Source organism: Enterobacter cloacae complex sp. IR5458 (assembly GCF_049238025.1).
GTDB classification, from domain to species: Bacteria; Pseudomonadota; Gammaproteobacteria; order Enterobacterales; family Enterobacteriaceae; genus Enterobacter; species Enterobacter kobei.
On the sequence record NZ_JBMKIF010000043.1, the window covers coordinates 1 to 26,869 of the forward strand.

A 26,869-nucleotide genomic window follows, 5' to 3' on the forward strand; every position below is an offset into this window, starting at 1 on the left:
CGCCGATGGTAGTGTGGGGTCTCCCCATGTGAGAGTAGGGAACTGCCAGGCATCAAATAAGTGAAAAGGCCATCCGTAAGGATGGCCTTTTTGCGTTTCTGCGCTATACAAACTAATCCCCCAACGCCCTGCTTATACGGTAAACTACCTGCGTTTTTGCATCAGGATAGCGTCTATGAACCACTCCCTTAAGCCCTGGAATACCTTTGGTATTCAACGCAATGCTAATCACATTGTCCGTGCCGATACTGCACAGCAGTTGCTGAATGCATGGCAAAGCGCAACCGAAAAAAACGAACCCGTACTGATTCTGGGCGAAGGAAGTAATGTCCTGTTTCTCGACGATTTTGCGGGAACAGTGATCGTTAACCGCATCATGGGAATTGATGTGGAAGAGCGCGCCGATAGCTGGCACTTGCACGTGGGGGCCGGAGAAAACTGGCATCACCTGGTGCAATTTACCCTGGAAAAAGGGATGCCTGGCCTGGAAAACCTTGCGCTTATTCCGGGCTGCGCTGGATCATCACCGATTCAAAACATCGGTGCCTATGGCATCGAGCTGAAACATGTCTGTGAATACGTCGACTGCATCGAACTGGCGACTGGAACGGCTAAGCGTTTAACCGCAGAACAGTGCCGTTTTGGCTACCGTGACAGTATCTTCAAACATGAATATCAGGATCGCTATGTGATTGTCGCCGTGGGCCTGCGCCTGTCGAAGAACTGGCAGCCCGTACTGACCTACGGTGATTTAACGCGTCTCGATCCGGCTACCGCCACCCCCCGCGATGTGTTTGACTCGGTTTGTCATATGCGCATGACCAAGCTTCCCGACCCGAAAGTAAATGGAAATGCCGGAAGTTTCTTCAAAAACCCGGTGATCGACAGCGAAAAGGCAAAGGTCTTCCTTGAAGGATGGCCCGCAGCACCACATTACCCTCAGGCAGATGGCAGCGTGAAGCTGGCTGCGGGATGGCTTATCGATCAATGCCAGCTTAAAGGCACTTCAGTCGGAGGCGCTGCCGTTCATCAGCAGCAGGCTCTGGTACTGATCAATCAACATGATGCGAGCAGTGATGACGTGGTCAAACTGGCTCATTATGTTCGTGAACGTGTGGGTGAAAAGTTTAACGTCTGGCTGGAGCCAGAAGTCCGCTTCATTGGCCGCACAGGTGAAGTGAATGCCGTGGAGACCATCGCGTGAAAGACAACACCATCCCGTTAACCCTGATTAGCATCCTCGCGGATGGGGAGTTTCACTCTGGCGAGCAGTTGGGTGAGCAGCTGGGCATGAGCCGTGCAGGCATTAATAAACATATCCAGACCCTCCGCGACTGGGGTGTCGATGTCTTTACCGTTCCTGGAAAAGGGTACAGCCTGCCGGAACCCATTCAATTGCTGAATGAAGACGTGATTCGTAGCCAGATTGGGCACGGCAATGTTGCGGTGCTGCCGGTGATTGACTCAACGAACCAGTATCTTCTGGAGCGTCTGCCTGAACTGAAATCCGGCGATGCCTGCGTTGCAGAGTATCAGCAGGCCGGGCGTGGTCGCCGAGGGCGAAAATGGTTCTCGCCCTTTGGTGCCAACCTCTACCTGTCCATGTACTGGCGACTCGATCAAGGCCCTGCCGCAGCGATTGGCCTGAGTCTGGTCATCGGGATTGTCATGGCAGAGGTGCTACACGATCTGGGCGCCGATCGGGTGCGTGTTAAATGGCCTAACGATCTTTACCTGAACGATCGTAAACTTGCCGGTATTCTGGTCGAACTGACGGGAAAAACGGGCGATGCGGCGCAAATCGTGATTGGCGCGGGCCTCAATATGGTGATGCGTAACGTACAAAACGATGTGGTCAACCAGGCCTGGACGAATCTCCAGGAGGCGGGGATCGTCATCGATCGTAACATCCTTGCCGTGCGTATGATTAAAGAGTTGCGTAGTTCACTGACGCTTTTTGAACAGGAAGGGCTCGCAACGTTCCTGTCTCGTTGGGAAAAACTGGACAACTTCATCAATCGCCCGGTGAAATTACTGATTGGTGATAAAGAGATCTACGGCATTTCCCGCGGGATTGACGCTCAGGGCGCGTTGCTCCTGGAACAGGATGGCGTGATCAAGCCCTGGATGGGCGGTGAAATTTCACTGCGAAGTGCCGAATAACCGAATGGGGTGAATGATGCAAAAACCCGTTTGCGCGACCCTGGCTGTGATGATGGGCTTGCTGTTCTCTCCTCTCTCGCAGGCGGGTCAGGCCTGGGAGAGTTACAAGGCGCGCTTTTTCAAACCGGAAGGCCGCATTGTTGATACCGGCAACGGTGACGTTTCGCATACGGAAGGTCAGGGTTTCGCCATGTTAATGGCGGTGGCTAACGACGATAAAGCCACGTTCGATAAGCTCTGGCAATGGACCAACAGGACGCTAAAGAACAACGAAAATGGTCTGTTTTACTGGCGTTATAACCCCGCGGAGTCCAATCCGGTCGCTGATAAAAACAACGCCACAGATGGCGATGTCCTGATTGCATGGGCGTTGTTAAAAGCCGATGCGCGCTGGCATGACAAACGCTACAGCGCCGCATCGGATGCGATTACGAAAGCATTGATTGACCACAACGTAATCCGCTATGCGGGTTACCGCGTGATGCTGCCCGGCGTACAGGGATTTAAGCTTGAGGGTGAAGTGGTCCTTAATCCTTCCTATTTTGTGTTTCCGGCCTGGCAGGCCTTTGCCGGACGCAGTCATTTGCCGGTCTGGCGTGAATTGATAAAGGACGGGAAACGTCTGCTGGGAAAAATGGGATCGGGTAAAGCGAATCTACCGACAGACTGGGTTTCGCTGGCATCCGCGGGCAAGCTGACGCCGGCCAAAGGCTGGCCACCGCGAATGAGCTACGATGCGATTCGTATTCCGCTGTACATAGCCTGGTCTGATAAACAAAGCCCGCTACTGACGCCCTGGAAAGACTGGTTTGGTCAGTTCCCACGGGAACATACACCCGCCTGGGTTAACGTCACGACCAACGAATACGCGCCCTATATGATGGAAGGGGGTCTGCTGGCGGTCAGGGATTTAACGATGGGTCAGCCATCCGGCGAACCGGAAATCACCTCTAAAGACGACTACTATTCGGCAAGTCTGAAAATGCTGGTATGGATTTCAGCGCAATAATAACGCACTGACAATCCCCTCTCCCTACAGGGGAGAGGGGTAAATCCTTTATTGCGGATACGGTACCCAATCTCCGCCGTTCAGACGAACGTACGGTTTGTTCTGGTACTGAATCACAACAGCATTCGCGTTTTCAGAGACCTCTGCCGTTTGCGGCAGGTTGCTGGTGAGCTGATTCCAGTTCACGCTATCTTCCACAAACAGCTTCCCGTCCACGGCACGGGCAACCAGTTCTGAAATTGCCAGATAGCTGGTTGGCTGTGTAATCTCAATCGGCGCGCCCTGGTGCGGAGCCTTCATACCAAAGAATTTAATGCCCGCAGGCACGTTGGTAATGGACGGGCTTGGAATATCACGCAGACCTGACACCTGCATTCTGTCGCCTTTCAGCGCGCCACCGTGTTCAGGCACGACAACCACCATCACTTTACGGCCTGATTTTTCCAGCTCAGTGAAGAACGCATCCAGCTCGTCGAAGAATTTCTGCGCACGCACTTTATAATCTGCCGTTTTGCTCACGCCCGGGAAGTGGTTACCATCGTGAAGCGGCAGGGTGTTAAAGAACGTCGCACTGCGCGGGTTGCTGTCTTTTTCGATGGTTTGCAGCCAGCGCTGCAGTACGGCTGTATCGTCGTAAACAGGTGAACCGTCGAAGCCGAGCAGAGTAACGGGAAGCCCGGTTTGATCCATCAGCGGCGCCTGCATGCCACCCTGTTCACGCACCTCTTTCAGGAAGTTACCGAACTGGCCGTTATGTCCCAGCATCAGATGCTGCGTAAAGCCCAGCTTCGCGAGGTTATCGAACAGATAACACTGATTCCCTGCCGGCTGGTACAGGTTTTTATGCGATGTCTGACCGCAGCTTGCACGCAGCAGGCGAATCGCTGCCGGGCCGCTGTATGAGGTGGCAGAGTTGAAATCTTTAAACTGGATATCGAAATGAGACCACAGTGGGTGAGACATTAATCCGGCTGCATCCACATCGGCCCAGGAGAGGGAACCGATGTTAATCACCAGCAGCTCAAACGGTTGAGCATCTGCCGGCAGTGCATCCGGGAATTTCGTCTGTCGTTTATCTTCTGCGGTATAGAAGCTGGAAAGCCACGCATTCAGGTTGGTGGAGGTCGGCGGTGCGGTCTGGGTTGGAATATCACCTACCACAGGCGTATCGCCTGCCGTGGTAACAGTAGCCGCTGCGCTTCCACCCGTGGTGGTCACCGTGGTGGTTGGTTGACCGGCAGGCCACAGGGAGAAGTTCGGTCCTGCCAGCGTCAGCACGTTAAGCCAGATCATAATGGCGACAACAAACACCGTGACGCGGATCCACTGCGACAGGAACAGCCAGGCCACCAGCAGGACAAAGATAGCGCCAATCATCTGCCAGTTAATAAAGCGCTCAACCAGATCAAGCATGTAGTCTGCACTGAAGCCCGCGACCTGTGACCCCTGGCTCATTATGCTGTCCGGACCCGGTAGCCAGGTATCGTGCCAGAACAGCGCAAAGCCGACGGGGATGGCTACCCAGTGACGTAAACGATGCAGCCTGATATTCGGCAACGGCATCAGCAGGAAGGCCATAAAGACCAGGTTAAGCAGGGGATGGAAATTCAGATAGCCTGCCCAGAGCAAACCAAACTTCACCAGAAAGTAAAAGTTCCAGCCGGAAAGGCCGCGCCAGTATTGCCAGAGCGGCGAGGGTGACGAAGCGGTATAGGTAGAATTAGTCATGTTTTCGGTCTGCCTTGACGTGTGATGCCCGTGTCAGTGTTCCGGCTGGTTTTACATAGCGAGGTTTTATAAACATCACTCTGGCCGTATCACGGATACGACGTATGGAATGGCGCGCATAGTAGCCAAGCGGGAAAAAGATCAGTGCACAGAATACGACCAGTTGAATAATATCGCTGATATTCATGATGGTACGTTCTCCCCATTCTCGGTTAATAAGCGATGGGGTTCCGGAACCCGACGCCAGACATGACCGTCATGTCTGGCATTGAGAATCGGTTTTGCATCGCTGGTGATCGCCAGCGGTTTAACCCATTGTTCAGGCTGAAGTGCGCGCATCTGCACCAGCTCCGCGCTGATAGCATTATCTTCGAACCAGATCATACGGTTTGAGAAAATATCCCCGGTAGGCAGGGGAAAGATGTGGTTAAGCGCGGTATCAAGATCGTTCACCCGGCAGAAGGACAAAAATAGCACCAGGCGATTGTCGCCAATGGTCATGATGTCCCCTGTACGATTCGGACGACATAAGGTGAGAGCCTGTTCAACGCGGATACCCGGAACAGGACGCAGGGCAACCATCACCCCTTTCCCGTCCGCAGGAAGTAGCGTGTTGCTCATCATATTGCCGACGGCGTCGCAGAAGTTATCCCATTTCTGGTATCCGCGCAGCTTCATCGGCTGCGTCATGGAGAGCAAGGTGGAAATGTCTTCCGGCACATGGCGGCTGAACTGCTGGCCCTGAACGCTTTCGATTAGCGTCAGGCAGCGTGACAGCGGCGCATTCCATGGAACAACCATATTTGCGCCGCAGCCAAGCAGCAGACGCTCATCGGTGGCGCGCAGGCTGGTATTGTTTTCCCGCACCACAATTTTTAATGCGCTGCCGCGCTGGCGACGTAAGGTATGAATTTGTCTCGCCAGCGTCTCAATCTGGTTATTTTGCATCAACGAGAAAACAAGGGTTGCCGCCTGGGTTGTACGAGCTTCATGAAAAAGCGCTTCGTTAGACTCAAACAGCGACCAGTTTTCCGACAGCGCGGGCGCGCCCTCTAAAACCGCAATATGGCTCAGGATGCGTTTTTCATCACTGCGCGGCTGCACAACCGTTTCTTCCTGCTGTGCCAGGTGCCATTTCCCCTCACTCTGTTTCAGGGTCAGCTGTTGCCTGGCGCTCACGCCTTTTTCATTACACCAGAAAGCAATATCGTAGAGATAGCTGCCTACCTGGTCACGCAGGCTGGCCAGACCGAACAGGGAGCGATATTCACCCATTAAAAGTGAAAACAACTTGTCATTATTACTGCCGGGATTGACGACCAATAGCGTGCAATTTTGAAATTTTGCCCATTTATTGATTTTTTCCAGCCACGGCAGCAGTTTTTCAGCAGGGATATTTTGCAGGACGTTATTTGCGCATTTAAGAATCACTAAATAGTGATCCGGATCAATGGAGCACTGAACGTCGCGGGACAAAAAGTATAGACTATCCACTTCTGCTGACATGGAAAATAAGCGCACGGTTTGCGGTCCGCCGTCACTTTCCAGCGTGATAATTTTCTTCGGCTCTTCGCCCATGCTAATGACAGCCACGCGGGAATCCTTATCCTGGGCGGCAATTGTCTGGTTTACCAGACTGATGGCATCTTCATTACGGTCGGTATTAATCCACCAGACTCCACCGACTGGCATGTGGCTCAATTCGTCCCATAATGACTGGATGCCAATAGAAAATATGGAGTCCACGGTGTCCCTCTTTTCGTCTAATTTATCTGTATCTCAGTTTACTAGCGAAAGCGTAGAAATAAACCTAACATTGAAATTAAAGAACATCAGATTTAGCATGTAAATGAAATTTGTCAGGGCAGGACGCCCCGCAACTTCTGAGCGTGCGATTTTCCTCAAAGGGATGGCAGAAAAATGGATAATAACGAACCCGGAACCCCAGTCGACTCGACCCTGGGCTATACATTCCAAAACGATTTTCTGGCGCTGACGCAGGCCTTTTCTTTACCTGAAATAGATTACACCGATATTTCCCAGCGGGAACAGTTGGCCGCGGCTATTAAACGCTGGCCATTATTAGCTGAATTCGCCCATCAACAATAAGGGAGCCATTGATGGCCATACTCGGATTACAGGGTGTCCGTGGCGGTGTGGGTACCACATCCGTTACCGCGGCGCTGGCGTGGTCATTACAGCTTTTAGGTGAATCGGTGTTGGTGATTGACGCCTGCGCCGATAATTTGCTGCGTATGTCGTTCAACGTCGACTTCACTCGTGAAGCGGGTTGGGCACGCGCGTTGCTTGATGATAAAGACTGGCGGGATGCAGGGCTGCGCTATACCTCTCAGCTTGATTTACTGCCTTTTGGTCAGCTCACCACCACCGAACGTGAGAACGAAGCCGCTTATCAGCGGTTGTTTTCGCAGTTCACGCTTGCATTGCAAAGTCTGAAAGAAAAAGGCCACTACCAGTGGATCCTGGTGGATCTGCCGCACGGCGCCGGGACATTAACCCGGCAGCTTATCGCGCAGTGCGATCATGTTCTCTCCATCGTCAACGTGGATGCAAATTGCCATATTCGTCTGCATCAACAGGGGCTGCCGCAAAATGCGCACCTCCTGATTAATGACTTACGCATCGGGAGCCAGATCCAGGACGATCTCTACCAGGTCTGGCTACAGAGTCAGCGTCGCCTGCTACCCATTGTGATTCACCGGGATGAAGGAATGGCAGAATCCCTGGCCTCCAAGCAGCCGCTCGGCGAGTACCGCAGCGATTCCCTGGCGGCAGAGGAGATCCTCACGCTGGCTAACTGGTGTCTGCTGAACTTCGCCAACGCGGCGGAGCCGGCAGGGAGTTCGGTATGAGTCGACTCGCCAGTTGGTTCCTTATCCCGCCGGTTAATGCGCGTCTGAGCGAACGCTACCGACATTTTCGTCGGCATGGTGCGTCGGCATTCAGTGCCGCGCTTGGCTGTTTCTGGATGATTATGGCCTGGATGTTCATTCCGCTTGAACATCCGCGCTGGCAGCGCATACGTGCGCACCATAATGAATTATATCCACACATTAACCCTGACCGGCCGCGGCCTTTGGATCCGGCGCGTTATCTCATTCAGGCCGTCTGGCTGGTCGTCACCTCGTCACAGCGAGAACGCCAGACGCCGCACTGGCGCAGTTTCTCCCGCGTTCAACAGCTGCGCGAGCGCTATCACCAGTGGCTGGATAAATTGCCTGACAGCGTGACCGACAAAACCAGCCATCTGGATAACCAAAAAGAGCTCGGGCACCTCCACCCGGGCCTGCGGCGTTTTATCCTCGGCGTGATTGTCGTGTTCTCACTGATTCTGGCGCTGGTCTGTATTACGCAACCCTTCAATCCCCTGGCGCAGTTCACCTTCCTGATCCTGCTGTGGGGCGTGGCGTTGCTGGTGCGTCGTATTCCGGGCCGCTTCTCGGCACTGATGCTGATTGTGCTGTCGCTGACCGTTTCCTGCCGCTATATCTGGTGGCGTTATACCTCAACGCTGAACTGGGACGACCCGGTGAGTCTGGTCTGCGGTCTGATTCTGCTGTTTGCCGAAACCTATGCCTGGATTGTGCTGGTGTTGGGGTATTTCCAGGTCATCTGGCCGCTCAATCGCCAGCCCGTACCGCTGCCGAAGGACACCACGACGTGGCCGACTGTCGATCTCTTCGTCCCAACCTACAACGAAGACCTGAGCGTGGTGAAAAACACCATTTATGCTGCGCTCGGCATCGACTGGCCGAAAGATAAACTCAAGGTCTGGATCCTGGATGACGGCAACCGCCCAGCGTTCCGCCAGTTCGCGGAAGAGGTCGGCGTCGAATACATCGCCCGTCCGACGCACGAACATGCTAAAGCCGGTAACATCAATAACGCGCTGAAGTATGCCACCGGGGAGTTTGTCTCGATCTTTGACTGCGACCACGTACCTACGCGATCGTTCCTGCAGATGACCATGGGCTGGTTCCTGAAAGAGAAAGAGCTGGCGATGATGCAGACGCCGCACCACTTCTTCTCGCCGGACCCGTTTGAACGCAACCTTGGCCGTTTCCGTAAGACCCCGAACGAAGGCACGCTGTTCTATGGTCTGGTGCAGGATGGTAACGACATGTGGGACGCCACGTTCTTCTGCGGCTCCTGTGCGGTTATCCGCCGTAAACCGCTGGATGAAATTGGCGGTATTGCCGTCGAAACGGTGACTGAAGATGCGCACACCTCGTTGCGTCTGCACCGTCGGGGTTATACCTCGGCCTATATGCGTATTCCTCAGGCCGCCGGTCTGGCGACGGAATCGCTCTCGGCGCACATTGGTCAGCGTATTCGCTGGGCGCGCGGCATGGTGCAGATTTTCCGTCTCGATAATCCACTGATAGGGAAAGGGCTCAAGCTGGCGCAGCGTCTCTGCTACGTCAACGCGATGTTCCACTTCTTATCCGGCATCCCGCGGCTGATCTTCCTGACCGCGCCGCTGGCGTTCCTGCTCCTTCACGCCTATATCATCTACGCCCCGGCGCTGATGATTGCGCTGTTTGTTTTGCCGCACATGATCCACGCGAGCCTGACGAACTCGAAGATTCAGGGTAAATATCGCCATTCCTTCTGGAGTGAAATCTACGAAACGGTGCTGGCCTGGTACATTGCGCCGCCAACGATGGTGGCGCTGATCAACCCGCATAAAGGGAAATTCAACGTCACCGCGAAGGGGGGGCTGGTGGAAGAGGAGTACGTCGACTGGGTGATCTCCCGTCCGTATATCTTCCTGGTGTTGCTGAACATCGTTGGCGTCATCGCCGGTATCTGGCGTTACTTCTACGGCCCTGAAAATGAAATCCTGACCGTCTTTGTGAGTATGGCCTGGGTCTTCTACAACCTGATTATTCTTGGCGGCGCGGTGGCGGTGTCGGTGGAGAGTAAACAGGTTCGTCGCGCGCATCGCGTTGAAATCTGCATGCCCGCGGCGATTGCCCGTGAAGATGGTCACCTCTTCTCCTGTACCGTGCACGACTTCTCTGACGGTGGTCTGGGGATCAAAATCAACGGCCAGGCGAAAGTGCTGGAAGGGCAAAAAGTTAACCTGCTGCTTAAGCGCGGCCAGCAGGAGTATGTCTTCCCGACGCAGGTAGCGCGTGTGGCGGGCAATGAAGTCGGTCTGCAACTGATGCCGTTGACCAAAAAGCAACACATTGATTTTGTGCAGTGTACGTTTGCCCGTGCGGATACATGGGCTCTCTGGCAGGACAGCTTCCCGGAAGATAAACCTCTGGAAAGCCTGCTGGATATTCTGAAGCTGGGGTTCCGTGGCTATCGTCACCTTGCAGAATTTGCCCCGTCGTCGGTGAAATTAATTTTCCGGTCACTTACTTCGCTGGTTTCCTGGGTCGTGTCGTTCATTCCTCGTCGTCCTGAGCGGGATGAGGCGAAGCAGGCGGACCCGGTTATGGCTCAACAATGATGATAACGCGATGAAAACAAAACTTTCCTGGTTATGTGCAGTGGCAATGGGGATGAGTGCGCTCCCCGCAACAATGGCTAACGCAGAGCCTGATAACGCAGCGGCAACGCCTGCGCCAACAGTGCCTGTGGTCGCGCAGGCAACCGATCCGGTTATTACTGCCGCGCCCGGTCAAACAGAAAATGTCATTCCGAACCAGCCAACGGAGGGGAACACTCTACCCGCCGAGAACCCGGTTATCGGACAGGTGATGCCGGGTGTTCGGGGGGCGAATGCGCCCGTTGTCGCGGAAAATGCCCCGTCACGCGACGTCAAGCTGACCTTCGCGCAAATCGCGCCGCCGCCAGGCAGCATGGTGTTGCGCGGCATCAACCCTAATGGCGGCATTGAATTTGGCATGCGCAGCGATGAAGTCGTCTCGAATGCCGTGCTGAACCTTGAATATACCCCGTCGCCGTCCCTGCTGCCGACCCAGTCTCAGTTGAAGGTTTACCTGAACGATGAGCTGATGGACGTACTGCCGGTTACCAAAGAACAACTGGGTAAGAAAACGCAGGCGCAGGTGCCGATTAACCCGCTGTTCATTACCGACTTTAACCGCATTCGTCTGGAGTTTGTGGGTCACTACCGCGATGTCTGTGAAAACCCAGCCAGCAACACGCTGTGGATGGACATCGGGCGTAACTCCTCGCTGCAGATGACCTATCAGTCTCTGGCGCTGAAGAACGATCTCTCCGCCTTCCCGGTGCCGTTCTTCGATCCTCGTGATAACCGTCCGCTCACGCTGCCGATGGTGTTTGCGTCGTCCCCGGACGTAACCGAGCAGCTGGCGGCCACCATTGTGGCTTCCTGGTTTGGTTCGCGTTCCGGCTGGCGCGGTCAGAATTTCCCGGTGATGTATGACAAAATGCCGGACAGAAACGCGATTGTATTTGCCACCAACGCGAAACGTCCTGCCTTCCTGCGCGATCATCCTGAAGTCAAAGCGCCAACCATTGAGATGGTCAGCCACCCGGATAACCCGTACGTGAAGCTGCTGGTGGTCTTTGGTCGTGACGATAAAGATCTGGTCCAGGCGGCAAAAGCGATTGCCCAGGGCAACGTTCTTTTCCGCGGCAACAGCGTCGTGGTGGACGAGGTCAAGCCGCTGCTGGCGCGTAAACCTTATGATGCGCCAAACTGGGTGCGTACCGACCGTGTCGTGACGTTTGGTGAGCTGAAAACCTATGAAGAGCAGCTGCAGGCGTCCGGGCTTGAACCCTCGCCAATTAGCCTGTCACTGAACCTGCCGCCGGATCTGTACCTGCTGCGTACCAACGGCATCGATATCAATCTTAACTACCGTTATACCGCGCCGGCGACGAAAGACAGCTCGCGCATGGATATCAGCCTGAACAACCAGTTCCTGCAATCGTTCAGCCTGCAAAGTACCCAGGACACTAACCGACTGATGCTTCGCCTGCCGGTGCTGCAGGGGCTGCTGGACGGTAAAACGGATGTCTCCATTCCGGCACTGAAGCTTGGGGCAATCAACCAGTTGCGTTTTGACTTCCAGTACATGAACCCGATGCCTGGCGGTTCGGTGGATAACTGCATCACCTTCCAGCAGGTTCAGAACCACGTTGTCATCGGCGATGAGTCGACCATCGACTTCTCGAAGTACTATCACTTCCTGGCGATGCCGGATCTGCGCGCCTTTGCTAATGCAGGCTTCCCGTTCAGCCGCATGGCCGATCTCTCTGAGTCCATCGTTGTGATGCCAAAAGCGCCAAACGAAGGTCAGGTGACAACCCTGCTTGATACCATAGCAACCGTTGGGGCCCAGACGGGATTGCCGGCAATTAACGTCACGTTGACGGACGATGGCAGCCAGATCCAGAACAAAGACGCTGACATCATGGTCATCGGTACGATTCCGGATAAGCTGAAGGATGATAAGCGTATCGATCTGCTGGTGAAAGCCACGGAGTCCTGGGTTAACACCCCGCTGCGCCAGACCGATTTCCCGAGCATCATGCCGGATGCGAACGATCGCCAGGCCAGCGCGCAGACGGCCGTCACCTCTCAGGGGGCGATGGCTGCGGTAGTGGGCTTCCAGTCACCTTATAACGATCAGCGTAGCGTGGTGGCGCTTCTGGCGGACAGCCCGCGTGGCTATGAACTGCTGAATACGGCGATGAACGACAGTGGTAAACGTGCCGCGATGTTTGGCTCTGTGTCGGTGATCCGTGAGTCTGGCGTCAACAGCCTGCGCGTGGGTGATGTGTACTACGTCGGCCATCTGCCGTGGTTCGAACGCCTGTGGTATGCGCTGTCTAACCATCCGGTTCTGCTCGCCATCCTGGCCGCGGTCAGCGTGGTCTTGCTGGCATGGGTGCTGTGGCGTCTGCTGCGTATCATCAGCCGTCGTCGCCTCAACCCGGATGAGTAAGATGTGATGAAAGCCTTTCGCTGGTGTGCAGTAGCAGCGTTGATGCTGGCGGCGCTTCCTCTTCGCGCCGCCTGTACCTGGCCTGCCTGGGAGCAGTTCAAAAAGGATTACATCAGCGAGGGCGGGCGCGTCATTGATCCCAGTGACACGCGCAAAATTACGACGTCGGAAGGGCAAAGCTATGCGTTGTTCTTTGCTCTGGCCGCCAACGATCGCCGCGCGTTTGAGCAAATACTGACATGGACGCGCGATAACCTTGCCGGCGGCAATCTCAACGACCATCTGCCTGCCTGGCTCTGGGGGCAGAAAGACAAAGAAAACTGGGCGGTGATTGATACCAACTCCGCCTCAGATGCCGATGTCTGGATCGCCTGGTCACTGCTTGAAGCGGGCCGGTTATGGAAACATCCGGACTACACCCGCACGGGTAAGGCGCTGTTGAAACGCATTGCCGGTGAGGAAGTGGTGAAAGTACCAGGGCTCGGCGCCATGCTGCTTCCGGGTAAAGTCGGTTTTGCTGATGAAAACGCCTGGCGCTTTAACCCCAGCTATCTTCCTCCGCAGTTAGCAAGCTATTTCACCCGCTTTGGTGCCCCGTGGACCACGCTTCGTGAAACGAATCTGCGACTGCTGCTGGAAAGCGCGCCAAAGGGGTTCTCGCCGGACTGGGTGCAGTATCAGAAAAACAGAGGCTGGCAGTTAAAGCAGGATAAAGCGCTGGTAGGGGGCTACGACGCTATTCGTGTCTATCTTTGGGTGGGCATGATGAGTGATAAAGATCCTCAGAAAGCCCGATTGCTGACGCGCTTCCAGCCGATGGCGGCAAAAACAATGAAACAGGGCGTGCCGCCGGAAAAAGTGGACGTGGCGACGGGTAAACGCACCGGCAATGGTCCGGTCGGGTTCTCTGCCGCCATGCTGCCGTTTTTACAACAGCGCGATGCTCAGGCGGTTCAGCGCCAGCGCGTTGCAGACCATTTTCCCGATAACAACGCCTATTACAGCTATGTACTGACTCTCTTTGGTCAGGGATGGGATCAGCATCGTTTTCGCTTCACCGCTAAAGGTGACTTAATACCGGATTGGGGCCAGGAATGCGCAAGTTCACAGTAAATTTACTCACTTTATCGCTTGGGCTGGCACTGATGCCGCTGGCGCAGGCCGTTAACTCTCCGCAGCAGAAACAGCTGCTGGAGCAGGTTCGGCTGGGCGAGTCGACACAGCGTGAGGATTTGGTTCGTCAGTCGCTCTATCGTCTTGAACTGATTGATCCGAACAACCCTGATGTTATCGCCGCCCGTTTTCGTTACCTGCTGCGCCAGGGCGATACCGCCGGTGCGCAAAAAGAGCTGGATCGCCTGAAAGGGATCGCTCCGGGCTCCAGCGCGTATCAGTCCTCACGCAATACGATGCTGCTTTCCACCCCGGATGGCCGACAGCAGTTACAGCAGGCGCGCTTGCTCGCCACGACAGGGCACACTCAGGAGGCGATTGCCGCCTATGACAAGCTCTTTGACGGCAACCCGCCGGGTGGCGACGTGGCGACGGAATACTGGAATGTGGTGGCGAAAGATCCTGCCCGCCGCAATGCGGCCATTAACCAGCTGAAAAAAATTAACAGCAGCAGCCCCGGTAATACGCAGCTGCAGACGACGCTTTCCCAGCTCCTGTTCCAGAGCGGGCGCCGCGATGAGGGCTTTGCGGTCCTGCGGGAGATGGCTAAATCGACCGGCGGCCGCAGCCAGGCGTCTGACATGTGGTATGAGCAGATCAAAGACCAGCCTGCCAGCAGCGCCAGCGTCAGCGCGTTGCAAAAATACCTGAGCGTTTTCAGCGACGGCGATAGCGTCGTGGCGGCGCGTGCCCAGCTTGAAGCGCAGCAAAAACAGCTCGCAGACCCGGCCTTCCGGGCGAAAGCGGAAGGTCTGGCGGCAGTGGATGCCGGGCAGGGGAGTAAGGCGGTTGCGGAGCTGCAAAAAGCCGTCAGCGCCAACCATGCTGACAGTGAAGCGGTGGGTGCCCTGGGACAGGCTTATTCCCAGAAAGGCGATCGTGCCCGCGCGGTGGCGCAGTTCGAAAAGGCCATAGCCCTCGACCCGCAGAGCGATAACCGGGGTAAATGGGACAGTTTGCTGAAGGTCAACCGCTACTGGCTGCTGATCCAGCAGGGCGATGCGGCGCTCAAGGCGAATAACCCGTCACAGGCGGAACGTTACTATCAGCAGGCACGTAACATAGACAATACCGACAGTTACGCGGTGCTGGGCCTGGGTGATGCCGCGGCGGCACGTAAAGATAACGATGCGGCGGAGCGTTATTATCGTCAGGCGTTGCGTATGGACAGCGGTAACAGCAATGCGGTTCGCGGTCTGGCCAATATTTACCGCGCACAGTCACCGGAGAAAGCCTCGCAGTTTATCCAGTCGCTTTCTGCCAGCCAGCGACGGAGCATTGATGATATTGAACGTAGCCTGACTAACGAGCAACTGTCTGCCCAGGCCGAACAGCTGGAGAATCAGGGGAAATACGCCCAGGCAGCAGAAATACAGCGCCGCCGTCTGGCGCTCTCGCCAGGCGACGTCTGGATAACGTATCGTCTCTCGCGCGATCTCTACAGCGCGGGCCAGCGCAGCCAGGCGGACACCCTGATGCGCCAGCTTGCCAGCCAGAAACCGTCTGACCCGGATCAGGTGTATGCCAACGGGCTCTATCTCTCCGGGAACAATCAGGATCGGGCCGCGCTGGCGCATCTGGATACGCTGCCGCGTAGCCAGTGGAATGGCAACATTCAGGAACTGGCCGACCGTCTGCAAAGTAACCAGGTGCTGGAAACCGCCAACCGCCTGCGCGACAGCGGTAAAGAGCAGGAGGCGGAAAACCTTCTGCGTCAGCAGCCGACCTCTACCCGTATAGACTTAACGCTGGCCGACTGGGCGCAGCAGCGTGGCGATCTGGAATCGGCGAAAACGACGTACAACGCCGTCCTGCAGCGTGAGCCGCAGAACGAGGACGCGATCCTCGGTCTGACCGAGATTTATAGCGCGCAAGGTAACAAGGACGCTGCGCGTGCCGAGCTGGCGAAACTGCCTGCCGCGCAGAATGGCGAACCGTTATCCCTCAATATGCAGCGTCGGATCGCGATGGCGCAGGCGGGGCTGGGCGATTCCGCCGCCGCAGAGCAAACCTTCAACAACATCATTCCGCAGGCCAAATCGCAGCCTGCCTCAATGGAAAATGCGCTGGTGTTACGTGATGCCGCGCGCTTCCAGGCGCAGAACGGTCAGCCTCAGCAAGCGCTGGAGACGTATAAAGACGCGATGGTGTCATCAGGCATCACGACGACCCGTCCGGTGGACAACGACAGTTTCACCCGTCTGACGCGTAACGATGAAAAAGATGACTGGCTGAAGCGCGGCGTACGGAGTGACGCCGGTGATTTGTACCGTCAGCAGGATGTTAACGTCACGCTGCAGCACGATTACTGGGGCTCCAGCGGCACGGGGGGCTATTCCGATCTGAAAGCCCATACCACCATGCTCCAGGTCGATGCCCCGCTCTCTGATGGCCGCATGTTCTTCAGAAGCGATTTGGTCAATATGGACGCCGGTTCATTTGATAACAATAACGGTACGTACGACCCTAAATGGGGGACCTGCTACGAAACACCGTGTAGCGGCAGCACCCATCAGAGTGACAGTGGCGCCAGCGTCGCCGTCGGCTGGCAGAATAAAACCTGGTCGATGGATATTGGTACTACCCCGATGGGCTTTGACGTCGTCGACGTGGTGGGCGGCCTGAGCTACAGCAGCGATCTGGGTCCCATCGGTTATACCGTCAATGCCCATCGTCGGCCAATCTCCAGTTCACTGCTGGCCTTCGCCGGGCAGAAAGATACCAATACCGGCACCACCTGGGGCGGCGTACGTGCGACCGGGGGTGGCGTAAGCATCAGCTATGACAAAGGTGAGGCGAACGGCGTCTGGTCAAGCCTGAACGCAAAAACGCTGACGGGTAAAAATGTGGAAGATAACTGGCGCGTCCGCTGGATGACGGGTTACTACTACAAGCTCATTAATAAAAACAACGAGCGCCTGACGGTCGGCGTCTCCAATATGCTCTGGCATTACGACAAAGACCTGAGCGGATATACCCTGGGTCAGGGCGGCTATTACAGCCCGCAGGAGTATGTCTCCTTCGCACTGCCGGTGACCTGGCGTAAACGCACGGAAAACTGGTCCTGGGAGCTGGGCGGCTCTGTCTCCTGGTCACACTCCAAAACCAAAGATGAACTGCGCTACCCAATTCAGAGTCTGATCCCGACCGATGAACCCGGCCGCTATACTGACCGGGGGGCGATGGAAACCGGCAGCAGCAGCTCCGGCACGGGTTATACCGCACGGGCGATTATCGAACGCCGGGTTACGTCCAACTGGTTTGTGGGCATGGGCGTGGATATTCAGGAAGCGAAAGACTATACCCCAAGCCATGCGCTGATTTATGTGCGTTACTCTGCCGCAGGCTGGCAGGGCGATATGGACTTACCGCCGCAGCCGCTCATTCCTTACGCGGACTGGTAATCGGATTTTCCTTAATCCATTTGTAAGTCTCTCTTAATAGCACAGCAATCGGGTATACTCAGGCGCGCCAGGTTTACACCCTGGCGCGCCCTGCGCTTCGAGTTTTGTGGAGAGTCATTTTGCGTGTCAGCCGTTCCTTAACGATCAAACAGATGGCGATGGTGTCTGCCGTCACGATGCTGTTTGTCCTGCTTTTCTGCGTCATTTTGCTGTTTCATTCCGTGCAGCAGAATCGCTATAACACGGCTTCGCAGTTAGAAAGTATCGCCCGCTCGGTGCGCGGCCCACTCTCCGCCTCGATCCTGAAAGGGGATATTCCCGAAGCGGAAACCATTTTAAAACGCATTCAGCCTGCTGGCATCGTGAGCCGCGCGGATGTCGTCTTGCCCAACCAGTTCCAGGCGCTGCGGATGAGCTTTATCCCGGAACGCCCCGTCCCGATGATGGTCATGCGCCTGTTTGAACTGCCGGTGCAAATTTCTCTGCCTCTCTATTCGCTGGAACGTCCTGCCAATCCTCAGCCGCTGGCCTACCTGGTCCTGCAGGCAGACTCGTATCGCATGTATAAGTTCGTCATGAGTTGGGTGGTTACGTTAGTGACCACTTGCTTACTTATGACCCTGATTCTCAGCGTGGCGTTAACCTGGTGTATTAACCGGTTGATTGTGCATCCGTTGCGCCGTATCGCCCGCGAGCTGAATGCGCTTGCGCCGCAGGATCAGATGGGCCACCAGCTTGAACTGCCGCGCCTTCATCATGACGATGAGATCGGGATGCTGGTACGCAGCTATAACCTCAACCAGCAGCGCATCCAGCGTCAGCAGGATGAGTTAAATAACAGCGCCACGCGATTCCCGGTGTCAGAACTTCCTAATAAGGCGTTTCTGATGGCGATGCTGGAGCAGACGGTTGCGCGCCAGCAAACCACGGCGCTGATGGTGATCGCCTGTGAAACCCTGCAGGATACGGCGGGCGTGCTCAAGGAGAGCCAGCGTGAAATGCTGCTGCTGACGCTGGTGGAAAAGGTGAAATCTGTCCTGGCCCCGCGCATGGTGCTGACGCAGGTCAGCGGTTACGACCTGGTGGTGATAGCCAACGGCGTGAAAGAGCCGTGGCATGCCATCACATTAGGTCAGCAAGTGCTCACTGTTATTAACGAGCGGCTGCCTGTTCAGGGGATCCAGCTGCGTCCAAGCGCCAGTATCGGTATCGCCATGTACTACGGTGATTTAACGGCGGAGCAGCTGTATCGCCGCGCGTTCTCGGCGGCGTTTACCGCCCGGCGCAAAGGCAAAAATCAGATCCAGTTCTTCGACCCGGAACAGATGGAAAAGGCGCAGCAGCGCCTGACGGAAGAGAGCGACATCCTGACCGCGCTGGATAACCGTCAGTTTGCTCTCTGGCTACAGCCGCAGGTGAATTTACAGACGGGTGAAGTAAAAAGCGCCGAGGCGCTGCTCCGTGTACAGCAGCCGGACGGCTCATGGGAGCTGCCGGAGGGGCTGATTGAACGCATTGAATCCTGTGGCCTGATGGTCACCGTCGGTTATTGGGTGCTGGAGGAGTCCTGCCGCCAGCTTGCCGCCTGGCAGGAGCGCGGCGTGACGCTGCCGCTGTCGGTCAATTTGTCTGCATTGCAGCTCATGCATCCGACGATGGTTTCCGAAATGCTGGAGCTGATCAATCGCTACCGGATCAAGCCTGATACGCTGACGCTGGAAGTGACGGAGAGCCGACGCATTGACGATCCTAACGAAGCCGTTGCCATTCTGAAGCCGCTGCGCAATGCCGGCATTCGCATCGCGCTGGACGATTTTGGTATGGGCTACGCCGGTCTGCGTCAGCTTCAGCATATGAAAACCCTGCCGGTGGATGTGCTGAAAATCGACAAAGCGTTTGTCGAAGGGTTGCCAGAGGACAGCAGCATGGTGCAGGCCATTATTCAGATGGCGCGCAGTCTCAATCTGCATCTGATTGCCGAGGGGATTGAAACCGACGCGCAGCGCATCTGGCTGGCAGAGGCGGGCGTAGAGAGCGGTCAGGGCTTCCTTTTTGCCGCTGCTGTTCCTGCGGATGTCTTTGAACAACGCTACCTTCCCGGTGCTGACAATCACGCAAAAGTGTAATTTTGTTGCTGGCTTGTGCGAGCCAGCTCAAAGTTCTTAACATTTGTGTTTCAAATTTGAACTGAGTTTATTTCTGTCCTGTTATACGGGTGTTATTTTAGAGCCGCAGGTTAACCATAACCTTACAAAATCTGTGGTTTTTCTTCCCAAGGACACCTTATGAAAACCTCACTCTTCAAAAGTCTCTATTTCCAGGTCCTGACAGCCATCGCCATCGGTATTTTGCTGGGGCATTACTACCCTGAGCTGGGCGCGCAAATGAAACCGCTTGGCGACGCGTTCGTGAAGCTCATCAAAATGGTCATCGCCCCGGTAATCTTCTGTACGGTTGTCACGGGCATCGCTGGCATGGAAAGCATGAAAGCGGTAGGCCGTACCGGTGCTGTGGCGCTGCTCTATTTCGAAGTGGTCAGTACCCTTGCGCTGATTATTGGTCTGATTATCGTTAACGTGGTCCAGCCTGGTGCGGGCATGAACGTTGACCCCTCAACGCTCGATGCCAAAGCGGTCGCGGTCTATGCCGAGCAGGCGAAGGATCAGGGCGTGGTAGCCTTCCTGCTGGACGTGATACCCGGCAGCGTCATTGGCGCGTTTGCCAGCGGAAACATTCTGCAGGTACTGCTGTTTGCCGTCATGTTTGGCTTTGCCCTGCACCGTCTGGGCAGCAAAGGCCAGCTTATCTTTAACGTGATTGAGAGCTTCTCACAGGTCATCTTTGGCATCATCAATATGATCATGCGCCTGGCGCCAATCGGTGCCTTCGGTGCGATGGCCTTCACCATCGGTAAGTATGGCGTCGGTACGCTGGTGCAGCTGGGCCAGCTGATTATCTGCTTCTATATCACCTGTATTCTTTTCGTGGTGGTGGTGCTGGGCTCCATTGCCCGTGCGACAGGTTTCAACATCTTCAAATTTATCCGTTACATTCGTGAAGAGTTGCTGATTGTGCTGGGGACCTCTTCTTCAGAATCGGCGCTGCCGCGTATGCTCGACAAGATGGAAAAGCTTGGGTGCCGTAAGTCGGTGGTCGGGCTGGTGATCCCGACGGGCTACTCCTTCAACCTTGATGGTACGTCGATATACCTGACGATGGCGGCGGTGTTCATCGCTCAGGCGACCAACAGCCATATGGATATTTTCCATCAGATCACCCTGCTGGTGGTGCTCCTGCTCTCCTCGAAAGGCGCGGCAGGCGTAACGGGCAGTGGCTTTATCGTGCTGGCGGCCACCATTTCTGCGGTGGGGCATCTGCCGGTGGCGGGCCTGGCGCTGATTCTCGGTATTGACCGATTTATGTCCGAGGCGCGCGCATTAACCAACCTGGTCGGTAACGGTGTGGCGACGGTCGTTGTCGCGAAATGGGTGAAAGAGCTGGATCACAAAAAACTCGACGATACGCTGAATAATCGCGTGTCTGATAGCAAAACTCCTGGTTTAACCTCCTAATCTTGTTACAAATGCCCGCATTCCCTTGTCGGGATGCGGGCTCCTGCGCATAATAACCCTTCATACCTATCATAATTCGACAAGATTTTTTTGGGTATATTTCACTTCGGACCGTGACGTTTTGCCGAACGCGCGGTCTAATCGACGTGTTTTCATCGTCATCTTTTAGAGTGCAGCGCGTCGCGAGACACTCTTTTTAACCAGGAATGTTGATCAGGGGTTCACATGCAGGGCACAAAAATTCGACTCTTAACCGGCGGTTTGCTGATGATGGCAGCAGCCAGTTATGTGCAGGCAGATGCGCTCCAGCCAGACCCGGCCTGGCAACAAGGCACGTTAGCGAACGGTTTCCAGTGGCAGGTTTTATCCACCCCGCAACGTCCGAGCGATCGTGTTGAAATCCGTCTGTCCGTTAATACCGGCTCCCTTACGGAAAGTACTCAGCAAACCGGTTTTAGCCATTTTATTCCCCGTCTGGCGCTCACTCAGAGCGGCAGCCTGCAAGCGGTTCAGGTGCGTTCGCTGTGGCAACAGGCCATCGATCCAAAACGCCCGCTGCCTCCGGCTGTGGTCTCCTATGACTACACCATGTTTAACCTGAGCCTGCCAAATAACCGTAACGATCTGCTCAAAGAAGCGCTGACCTATCTCGCTGATGCCTCAGGCAACCTGGCGATTACGCCGGATACCGTTAACTATGCGCTGAGCAACAGCGACATGGTGGCGACCTGGCCTGCGGATACCAAAGAGGGCTGGTGGCGCTACCGTCTGAAAGGTTCAACGTTGCTGGGTCACGATCCGGCGGAGCCGCTGAAGCAGCCGGTCGATGCCGAACAGGTGAAATCGTTCTACCAGAAATGGTACACCCCGGACGCCATGACGCTGATTGTGGTTGGCAATGTCGATAGCCGCGCGGTGGTTGAACAGATCAACAAAGCGTTTGGCGATTTGAAAGGCAAGCGTGAAACGCCTGCCCCGGTTCCGACACTCTCTCCGCTGCGCGCCGAACCTGTCAGCATTATGACGGACACCGTGCGTCAGGACCGACTCTCCGTGATGTGGGATAACGCCTGGCAGCCTATCCGCGAATCCGCCGCGCTGCTGCGCTACTGGCGTGCCGACCTGGCGCGTGAAGCGTTGTTCTGGCACGTCCAGCAGACGCTCAGTAAGAATAACGTGAAGAATATTGGTCTTGGCTTTGACTGTCGCGTGCTTTTCCAGCGTGCGCAATGTGCCATTAACGTTGAATCGCCGGGCGATAAGCTGAATGCGAATCTGGGTGTGGTCGCCAAAGAGCTGGCAAAAGTGCGTAAAGAGGGCCTCTCTGAAGAGGAGTTCAATGCGCTGGTGGCCCAGAAAAAACTGGAGCTGCAGAAGCTGTTTGCGACCTACGCGCGTGCCGATACCGATATTCTGATCAGCCAGCGCATCCGCTCCCTGCAGAATCAGGTTGTCGACATTGCGCCTGAACAGTACCAGAAGCTTCGTCAGGATTTCCTGAACGGTTTGACCGTGGATATGTTAAATCAGGATTTACGTCAGCAGCTGTCGCAGGATATGGCATTGATCCTTATGCAGCCGAAAGGCGAGCCGGAATATGACATGAAGGAACTTCAGAAGACCTGGGATTCTATTATGGTTACCGCGCCGCAGCCGGCGACCGCAGCGGATGATTTACACCCGGACGCGACGGATATTCCGCAGGGACAGTAATGCGTAGACATGCCCTCTCCCTGTGGGAGAGGGCCAGGGTGAGGGCATCAGCCCTCACTTTGGTTAAACAGGCATCGCCTCACGCGGAATAATCGCCCCGCGATACTGAATCACGGTGCTGGCCGTCAGGTGTCCGCGCTGTGCCGCGGCTTCCGGCGTTCCCCCGGTCAGACGTACCGCCAGGTAACCCGCGCTGAAGGAGTCCCCTGCCGCTGTCGTATCAATCACGTTCTCTTTGGCCAGCTTCACCGCCGGGACTTCAACCACCGCTTCACCCGCCATCGCGACCAGGCATGATTCCGCCCCGCGTTTAATGACGACTTCGCTTACGCCCGCCGCCTGCGTGCGTGCAATCACGTCATCTACGGGCTTCTCACCCCACAGGGCGTCTTCATCGTCGAGCGTCAGGAACGCGATGTCCGTGCACTGCAGCATCTGCTGATAAACCTGCTGCGTCTCTTCACGGCTGGCCCACAGGCGTGGACGGTAATTGTTATCAAAAATCACCTTACCGCCGTTGGCGCGGCATTTATGCAGCAGCGACAGCAGCTTTTCGCGGCTGACTGGACTGAGGATCGCCAGGCTGATCCCACTCAGATAGAGATAGTCAAAGCTTGCCAGTGCTTCACAAATGGCCGGGGCTGCATCGCTCTCCAGCCAGAACTTCGCCGCGGCTTCGTTACGCCAGTAATAAAACGTGCGTTCGCCGGTGCTGTCGGTTTCGATGTAGTAAAGCCCGGGAAGGCGGTTTTCCATACGCTGGATCAGCGCGGTGCCCACATGTTCATTCTGCCAGGCTTCCAGCATCTGCTGGCTGAAGCTGTCCGTGCCGAGGGCGGTAACATAGTCCACGGAGAGTGCTTCTGGCGCAACCTGACGGGCGATATAGACGGAAGTGTTTAACGTGTCGCCACCAAATCCGCGGCTGACTTCCGCGCCTTTTTGGGACAGCTCAATCATGCATTCGCCAATCACGGCAATTTTTTTGGACATAGTCGTGAACCTGAACAGAAGAATTTATCAGCAGTGTGCGCTGAGTGAATTAGATGGTCAACTATATTAAAACGACGTTCCATTATTTAATTTGAGCCAGCACGTGTTCCGGCAAATTTCTGTCATCTTAATTTCATTTTCCCGGTGAATTGAACATAAAGTTCTCAATTGTCGCGCCGATAACCCAGTGACGAGTCCAGAAAGGCCATCCAACAACAGGACATCTGAAATGAAGTCAGAGCAGGTTATCCAGCGGCTGAGCACTACGCCTGAGGCAAGTATTGAGAACTTGCAGGAGCATCGCTACTGGCTGCAATGTGAGCGTGCGTATACCTATCAGCCGATCTACCGAACGGACGGTCGACTGATGGCCATTGAAATTTTGACCGTTGTTACGCACCCGTCAAACCCTTTACAGCGTATCGCGCCAGATCGCTATTTTGCCGAAGTTGCCGTTCGCCAGCGCCTTGACGTGCTGGAAGAGCAGCTTCGTATGCTGGCGACCAAACAGGCCTTTTTCGAGCGGCACAATATCCTCGCCTCGGTTAACGTGGATGGCCCGACACTGCTGGCGCTGCGTCAGAATGCAAAATTGCAGGAACTGATCGCCACTCTGCCGTGGATGCGTTTTGAACTGGTGGAGCACGTCCGGCTGCCGCAGGACTCCTCGTTTGCCTCGATGTGTGAATTTGGCCCGCTGTGGCTGGATGACTTTGGTACGGGCATGGCGAACTTCTCTGCGCTGAGCGAAGTGCGTTATGACTACATCAAAGTGGCCCGCGATCTGTTTATTATGCTGCGTCAGACCCCGGAAGGGCGAAACCTGTTTACGCTGTTATTGCAGTTGATGAACCGCTATTGCAAAGGGGTGATTGTCGAAGGTGTGGAAACGCTGGAAGAGTGGCGCGATGTGCAACACTCACCCGCTGCTGCCGCACAGGGTTATTTCCTCTCTCGTCCGGTTCCTATGGATACCCTCGATACCGTCATAACTAACCTCTGATCCGCCCGTTTCCCCTTGTCTGGACTATAGTTTTACAGGACAGGCCATCAGAAAAGGGGACAAAAATGACAAAGACAACCAGGGTTATCTCCTGGACTACAGGGATTTTCTTGTTGTTGATCGTGGTTATCGTCGTCATTATTGCGACGTTTGACTGGAATCGCCTTAAGCCGACCATCAACCAGAAAGTCTCAGCTGAGCTGAACCGTCCCTTCGCCATCCGCGGCGATTTGGGCGTGGTATGGGAACGTCAGAAACAGGAGACCGGCTGGCGAAGCTGGATCCCCTGGCCGCACGTCCACGCCGACGACATTATTCTCGGCAACCCGCCGGATATTCCGGACGTCACCATGGTCCATCTGCCACGCGTTGAAGCCACGCTGGCGCCGTTAGCGCTCCTGACCAAAACCGTCTATCTGCCGTGGATTAAACTCCAGCAGCCTGATGCGCGTCTGATCCGCCTTTCTGAAAAGAACAACAACTGGACGTTTAACCTTGCCAGCGACGGCGAAAAAGATCCCAATGCCCGGCCCTCTTCATGGTCATTCCGTCTGGACAATATTCTTTTCGATCGCGGGCGGATCGCCATCGACGATAAGGTCAGCAAGGCGGATGTGGAGATCCTGGTCGATCCGTTGGGTAAACCGCTACCGTTTAGCGAAGTGACGGGCAACCAGGCAAAAGGCGATAACGCCAAGGCGGGAGATTATGTTTTCGGCCTGACGGCCAAAGGGCGCTACAACGGCCAGCCGCTGAGCGGGAAAGGAAAAATGGGCGGCATGCTGGCGCTCAGGAGCGAAGGTACGCCGTTCCCGGTGCAGGCGGATTTCCGTTCAGGGAATACGCGCGTGGCATTCGTGGGCACGGTCAACGACCCGATGAACATGGGGGGCGTGGATCTGCGGCTGAAATTTGCCGGTGATTCGCTGGGTGAACTGTATGAGCTGACCGGTGTGTTGCTGCCCGATACGCCGCCGTTCGAAACGGACGGGCATCTGGTTGCCAAAATCGACACTGAAAAATCGTCTGTCTTTGACTACCGGGATTTTAACGGCCGCATCGGTGACAGCGATATCCACGGATCGCTAACCTATACCACCGGAAAACCGCGCCCGAAACTGGAAGGGGATGTGGAGTCCCGCCAGCTACGTCTGGCCGATCTGGGCCCGTTGATCGGCGTGGATTCGGGCAAAGGCACGAAGTCGAAAGAGGTTAAAAAGGACGTTCAGCCTGCGGGGAAAGTGCTGCCTTACGATCGCTTCGAAACTGACAAATGGGACGTGATGGATGCCGATGTACGCTTCAAAGGGCGTAAAATTGAGCATGGCAGCACGTTGCCGCTGAGCGATCTCTCGACGCATGTCATTCTTAAAAACGCCGATCTGCGCCTGCAGCCGCTGAAGTTTGGTATGGCGGGCGGAACGATTTCCTCGAACATTCACCTCGAGGGCGATAAAAAGCCGATGCAGGGGCGCGCCGAAATTCAGGCCCGCAGGCTGAAGCTGAAAGAGTTGATGCCAAACGTGGAGTTGATGCAGAAAACCCTCGGTGAAATGAACGGTGACGCGGACATTCGCGGGGTAGGGAATTCCGTGGCGGCGCTGCTGGGCAGCGGCAATGGTAACCTGAAACTGCTGATGAACGACGGCCTGGTCAGCCGCAACCTGATGGAGATCCTGGGGCTGAACGTGGGCAACTTTATCATCGGGCAAATTTTCGGGGATGACGAGGTGCGGGTGAACTGCGCCGCGGCCAATCTGGATCTGGTTAACGGCGTGGCGCGTCCGCAGATTTTTGCCTTCGACACGGAAAACGCGGTGATTAACGTGACCGGTACCGCCAGCATGGCCTCAGAGCAGCTGGATTTGACGATCGACCCGGAAAGTAAGGGGATCCGCATTATTACCCTACGCTCGCCGCTTTATGTCCGCGGCACCTTTAAAAATCCGCAGGCAGGCGTGAAGCCCGGGCCGCTGATCGCGCGTGGTGCGGTGGCCGCAGCCCTCGCGACGCTGGTCACCCCAGCCGCCGCGCTGCTGGCATTGATCTCGCCGTCAGAAGGTGAGGCGAACCAGTGTCGGACAATTTTGTCGCAGATGAAGAAGTAAGGTGCGGGATGTTTTTGCCGGGTGGCGTTGCGGTATGAACCGGAAACATGGGTAACACTTTAGACCGGATACATGGGTAACAGTTAT

Annotated in this window: 18 protein-coding genes; 14 read left to right on the forward strand and 4 right to left on the reverse strand. The window is 55.6% G+C overall.

What is annotated here, in order from left to right; genetic code table 11:
• Window positions 1–175: 175 nt before the first annotated feature.
• From murB to ACOTYN_RS22985, 3 genes are read left to right on the forward strand one after another with little or no spacing between them, the layout of a single operon-like run.
• Window positions 176–1,204, forward strand: coding sequence for a UDP-N-acetylmuramate dehydrogenase (gene murB / locus ACOTYN_RS22975; protein ID WP_023331542.1), 1,029 nt, complete (start codon window positions 176–178; stop codon window positions 1,202–1,204).
• The gene (birA, locus tag ACOTYN_RS22980) at window positions 1,201–2,163 is read left to right on the forward strand and encodes a bifunctional biotin--[acetyl-CoA-carboxylase] ligase/biotin operon repressor BirA (RefSeq protein WP_014885608.1); all 963 of its coding nucleotides are present in this window, start codon (window positions 1,201–1,203) and stop codon (window positions 2,161–2,163) included. The genes murB and birA overlap by 4 nt, the downstream gene beginning before the upstream one ends.
• 16 nt (window positions 2,164–2,179) lie before the next feature.
• Window positions 2,180–3,172 carry a glycosyl hydrolase family 8 gene (locus ACOTYN_RS22985; RefSeq protein WP_332959169.1) on the forward strand — a complete coding sequence of 331 codons (993 nt, stop codon included), beginning with the start codon at window positions 2,180–2,182 and terminating at the stop codon, window positions 3,170–3,172.
• A gap of 48 nt (window positions 3,173–3,220) precedes the next feature.
• On the opposite strand, the gene bcsG is transcribed toward ACOTYN_RS22985, so the two are convergent.
• Genes bcsG through bcsE form a run of 3 tightly spaced genes read right to left on the reverse strand, consistent with a single transcriptional unit; the run spans window position 3,221 to window position 6,646 of the window.
• Entirely contained in the window at window positions 3,221–4,900 is a 1,680-nt protein-coding gene (gene bcsG / locus ACOTYN_RS22990; RefSeq protein ID WP_332959171.1) for a cellulose biosynthesis protein BcsG, read from the reverse strand.
• Window positions 4,893–5,087 (reverse strand): cellulose biosynthesis protein BcsF, encoded by a 195-nt coding sequence (gene bcsF / locus ACOTYN_RS22995; protein WP_014885605.1) that lies wholly within the window; start codon window positions 5,085–5,087, stop codon window positions 4,893–4,895. Before bcsF ends, bcsG begins: the two co-directional genes overlap by 8 nt.
• Entirely contained in the window at window positions 5,084–6,646 is a 1,563-nt protein-coding gene (bcsE, locus tag ACOTYN_RS23000) for a cellulose biosynthesis c-di-GMP-binding protein BcsE (protein ID WP_014885604.1), read from the reverse strand. Before bcsE ends, bcsF begins: the two co-directional genes overlap by 4 nt.
• Window positions 6,647–6,820: 174 nt before the next feature.
• On the opposite strand from bcsE, the gene bcsR reads away from it, so the two are divergent.
• From bcsR to ACOTYN_RS23045, 9 genes are all read left to right on the forward strand, one after another.
• Window positions 6,821–7,009, forward strand: coding sequence for a cellulose biosynthesis protein BcsR (bcsR, locus tag ACOTYN_RS23005; RefSeq protein WP_008503237.1), 189 nt, complete (start codon window positions 6,821–6,823; stop codon window positions 7,007–7,009).
• 11 nt (window positions 7,010–7,020) lie between these two features.
• Window positions 7,021–7,773: a cellulose biosynthesis protein BcsQ gene (bcsQ, locus tag ACOTYN_RS23010; protein ID WP_014885603.1), complete on the forward strand. Its 753-nt coding sequence runs from the start codon at window positions 7,021–7,023 to the stop codon at window positions 7,771–7,773.
• Window positions 7,770–10,385 carry a UDP-forming cellulose synthase catalytic subunit gene (gene bcsA / locus ACOTYN_RS23015; RefSeq protein WP_014885602.1) on the forward strand — a complete coding sequence of 872 codons (2,616 nt, stop codon included), beginning with the start codon at window positions 7,770–7,772 and terminating at the stop codon, window positions 10,383–10,385. Before bcsQ ends, bcsA begins: the two co-directional genes overlap by 4 nt.
• 10 nt (window positions 10,386–10,395) lie before the next feature.
• On the forward strand, window positions 10,396–12,816 hold the full coding sequence (bcsB, locus tag ACOTYN_RS23020; RefSeq protein ID WP_045135437.1) for a cellulose biosynthesis cyclic di-GMP-binding regulatory protein BcsB: 2,421 nt from the start codon (window positions 10,396–10,398) through the stop codon (window positions 12,814–12,816).
• Between the two features lie 6 nt (window positions 12,817–12,822).
• Window positions 12,823–13,929, forward strand: a complete 1,107-nt coding sequence (gene bcsZ / locus ACOTYN_RS23025) for a cellulose synthase complex periplasmic endoglucanase BcsZ (protein WP_045135438.1) — start codon at window positions 12,823–12,825, stop codon at window positions 13,927–13,929.
• Window positions 13,911–17,393: a cellulose synthase complex outer membrane protein BcsC gene (gene bcsC, locus ACOTYN_RS23030; RefSeq protein WP_332959174.1), complete on the forward strand. Its 3,483-nt coding sequence runs from the start codon at window positions 13,911–13,913 to the stop codon at window positions 17,391–17,393. Before bcsZ ends, bcsC begins: the two co-directional genes overlap by 19 nt.
• 119 nt (window positions 17,394–17,512) lie before the next feature.
• Complete coding sequence (gene hmsP, locus ACOTYN_RS23035; RefSeq protein ID WP_014885599.1) at window positions 17,513–19,519, forward strand: biofilm formation regulator HmsP; 2,007 nt, start codon at window positions 17,513–17,515, stop codon at window positions 19,517–19,519.
• A gap of 159 nt (window positions 19,520–19,678) precedes the next feature.
• Window positions 19,679–20,965 carry a dicarboxylate/amino acid:cation symporter gene (locus tag ACOTYN_RS23040; RefSeq protein WP_014885598.1) on the forward strand — a complete coding sequence of 429 codons (1,287 nt, stop codon included), beginning with the start codon at window positions 19,679–19,681 and terminating at the stop codon, window positions 20,963–20,965.
• Window positions 20,966–21,190: 225 nt separating this feature from the next.
• Window positions 21,191–22,678, forward strand: a complete 1,488-nt coding sequence (locus tag ACOTYN_RS23045) for a M16 family metallopeptidase (RefSeq protein WP_014885597.1) — start codon at window positions 21,191–21,193, stop codon at window positions 22,676–22,678.
• 63 nt (window positions 22,679–22,741) lie between these two features.
• Here ACOTYN_RS23045 and ACOTYN_RS23050 read toward each other — a convergent pair whose 3' ends face one another.
• Window positions 22,742–23,671, reverse strand: a complete 930-nt coding sequence (locus tag ACOTYN_RS23050; RefSeq protein WP_014885596.1) for a sugar kinase — start codon at window positions 23,669–23,671, stop codon at window positions 22,742–22,744.
• Between the two features lie 229 nt (window positions 23,672–23,900).
• Here ACOTYN_RS23050 and pdeH point away from each other — a divergent pair, with 229 nt between their 5' ends.
• Both pdeH and ACOTYN_RS23060 read left to right on the forward strand, forming a co-directional pair.
• A complete protein-coding gene (gene pdeH, locus ACOTYN_RS23055; RefSeq protein ID WP_045269642.1) occupies window positions 23,901–24,674 on the forward strand; it encodes a cyclic-guanylate-specific phosphodiesterase in 774 nt (257 codons plus the stop codon).
• Window positions 24,675–24,739: 65 nt separating this feature from the next.
• The gene (locus tag ACOTYN_RS23060; protein ID WP_023331531.1) at window positions 24,740–26,782 is read left to right on the forward strand and encodes an AsmA family protein; all 2,043 of its coding nucleotides are present in this window, start codon (window positions 24,740–24,742) and stop codon (window positions 26,780–26,782) included.
• Window positions 26,783–26,869: the final 87 nt, after the last annotated feature.

Coding starts and splice junctions, on each gene's coding strand:
- murB (WP_023331542.1), top strand. CDS start 176: ATGAACCACTCCCTTAAGCCCTGGAATACCTTTGGTATTCAACGCAAT.
- ACOTYN_RS22985 (WP_332959169.1), top strand. CDS start 2,180: ATGCAAAAACCCGTTTGCGCGACCCTGGCTGTGATGATGGGCTTGCTG.
- bcsG (WP_332959171.1), bottom strand. CDS start 4,900: ATGACTAATTCTACCTATACCGCTTCGTCACCCTCGCCGCTCTGGCAA.
- bcsF (WP_014885605.1), bottom strand. CDS start 5,087: ATGAATATCAGCGATATTATTCAACTGGTCGTATTCTGTGCACTGATC.
- bcsR (WP_008503237.1), top strand. CDS start 6,821: ATGGATAATAACGAACCCGGAACCCCAGTCGACTCGACCCTGGGCTAT.
- bcsQ (WP_014885603.1), top strand. CDS start 7,021: ATGGCCATACTCGGATTACAGGGTGTCCGTGGCGGTGTGGGTACCACA.
- bcsA (WP_014885602.1), top strand. CDS start 7,770: ATGAGTCGACTCGCCAGTTGGTTCCTTATCCCGCCGGTTAATGCGCGT.
- bcsB (WP_045135437.1), top strand. CDS start 10,396: ATGAAAACAAAACTTTCCTGGTTATGTGCAGTGGCAATGGGGATGAGT.
- bcsZ (WP_045135438.1), top strand. CDS start 12,823: ATGAAAGCCTTTCGCTGGTGTGCAGTAGCAGCGTTGATGCTGGCGGCG.
- bcsC (WP_332959174.1), top strand. CDS start 13,911: ATGCGCAAGTTCACAGTAAATTTACTCACTTTATCGCTTGGGCTGGCA.
- ACOTYN_RS23040 (WP_014885598.1), top strand. CDS start 19,679: ATGAAAACCTCACTCTTCAAAAGTCTCTATTTCCAGGTCCTGACAGCC.
- ACOTYN_RS23045 (WP_014885597.1), top strand. CDS start 21,191: ATGCAGGGCACAAAAATTCGACTCTTAACCGGCGGTTTGCTGATGATG.
- ACOTYN_RS23050 (WP_014885596.1), bottom strand. CDS start 23,671: ATGTCCAAAAAAATTGCCGTGATTGGCGAATGCATGATTGAGCTGTCC.
- pdeH (WP_045269642.1), top strand. CDS start 23,901: ATGAAGTCAGAGCAGGTTATCCAGCGGCTGAGCACTACGCCTGAGGCA.
- ACOTYN_RS23060 (WP_023331531.1), top strand. CDS start 24,740: ATGACAAAGACAACCAGGGTTATCTCCTGGACTACAGGGATTTTCTTG.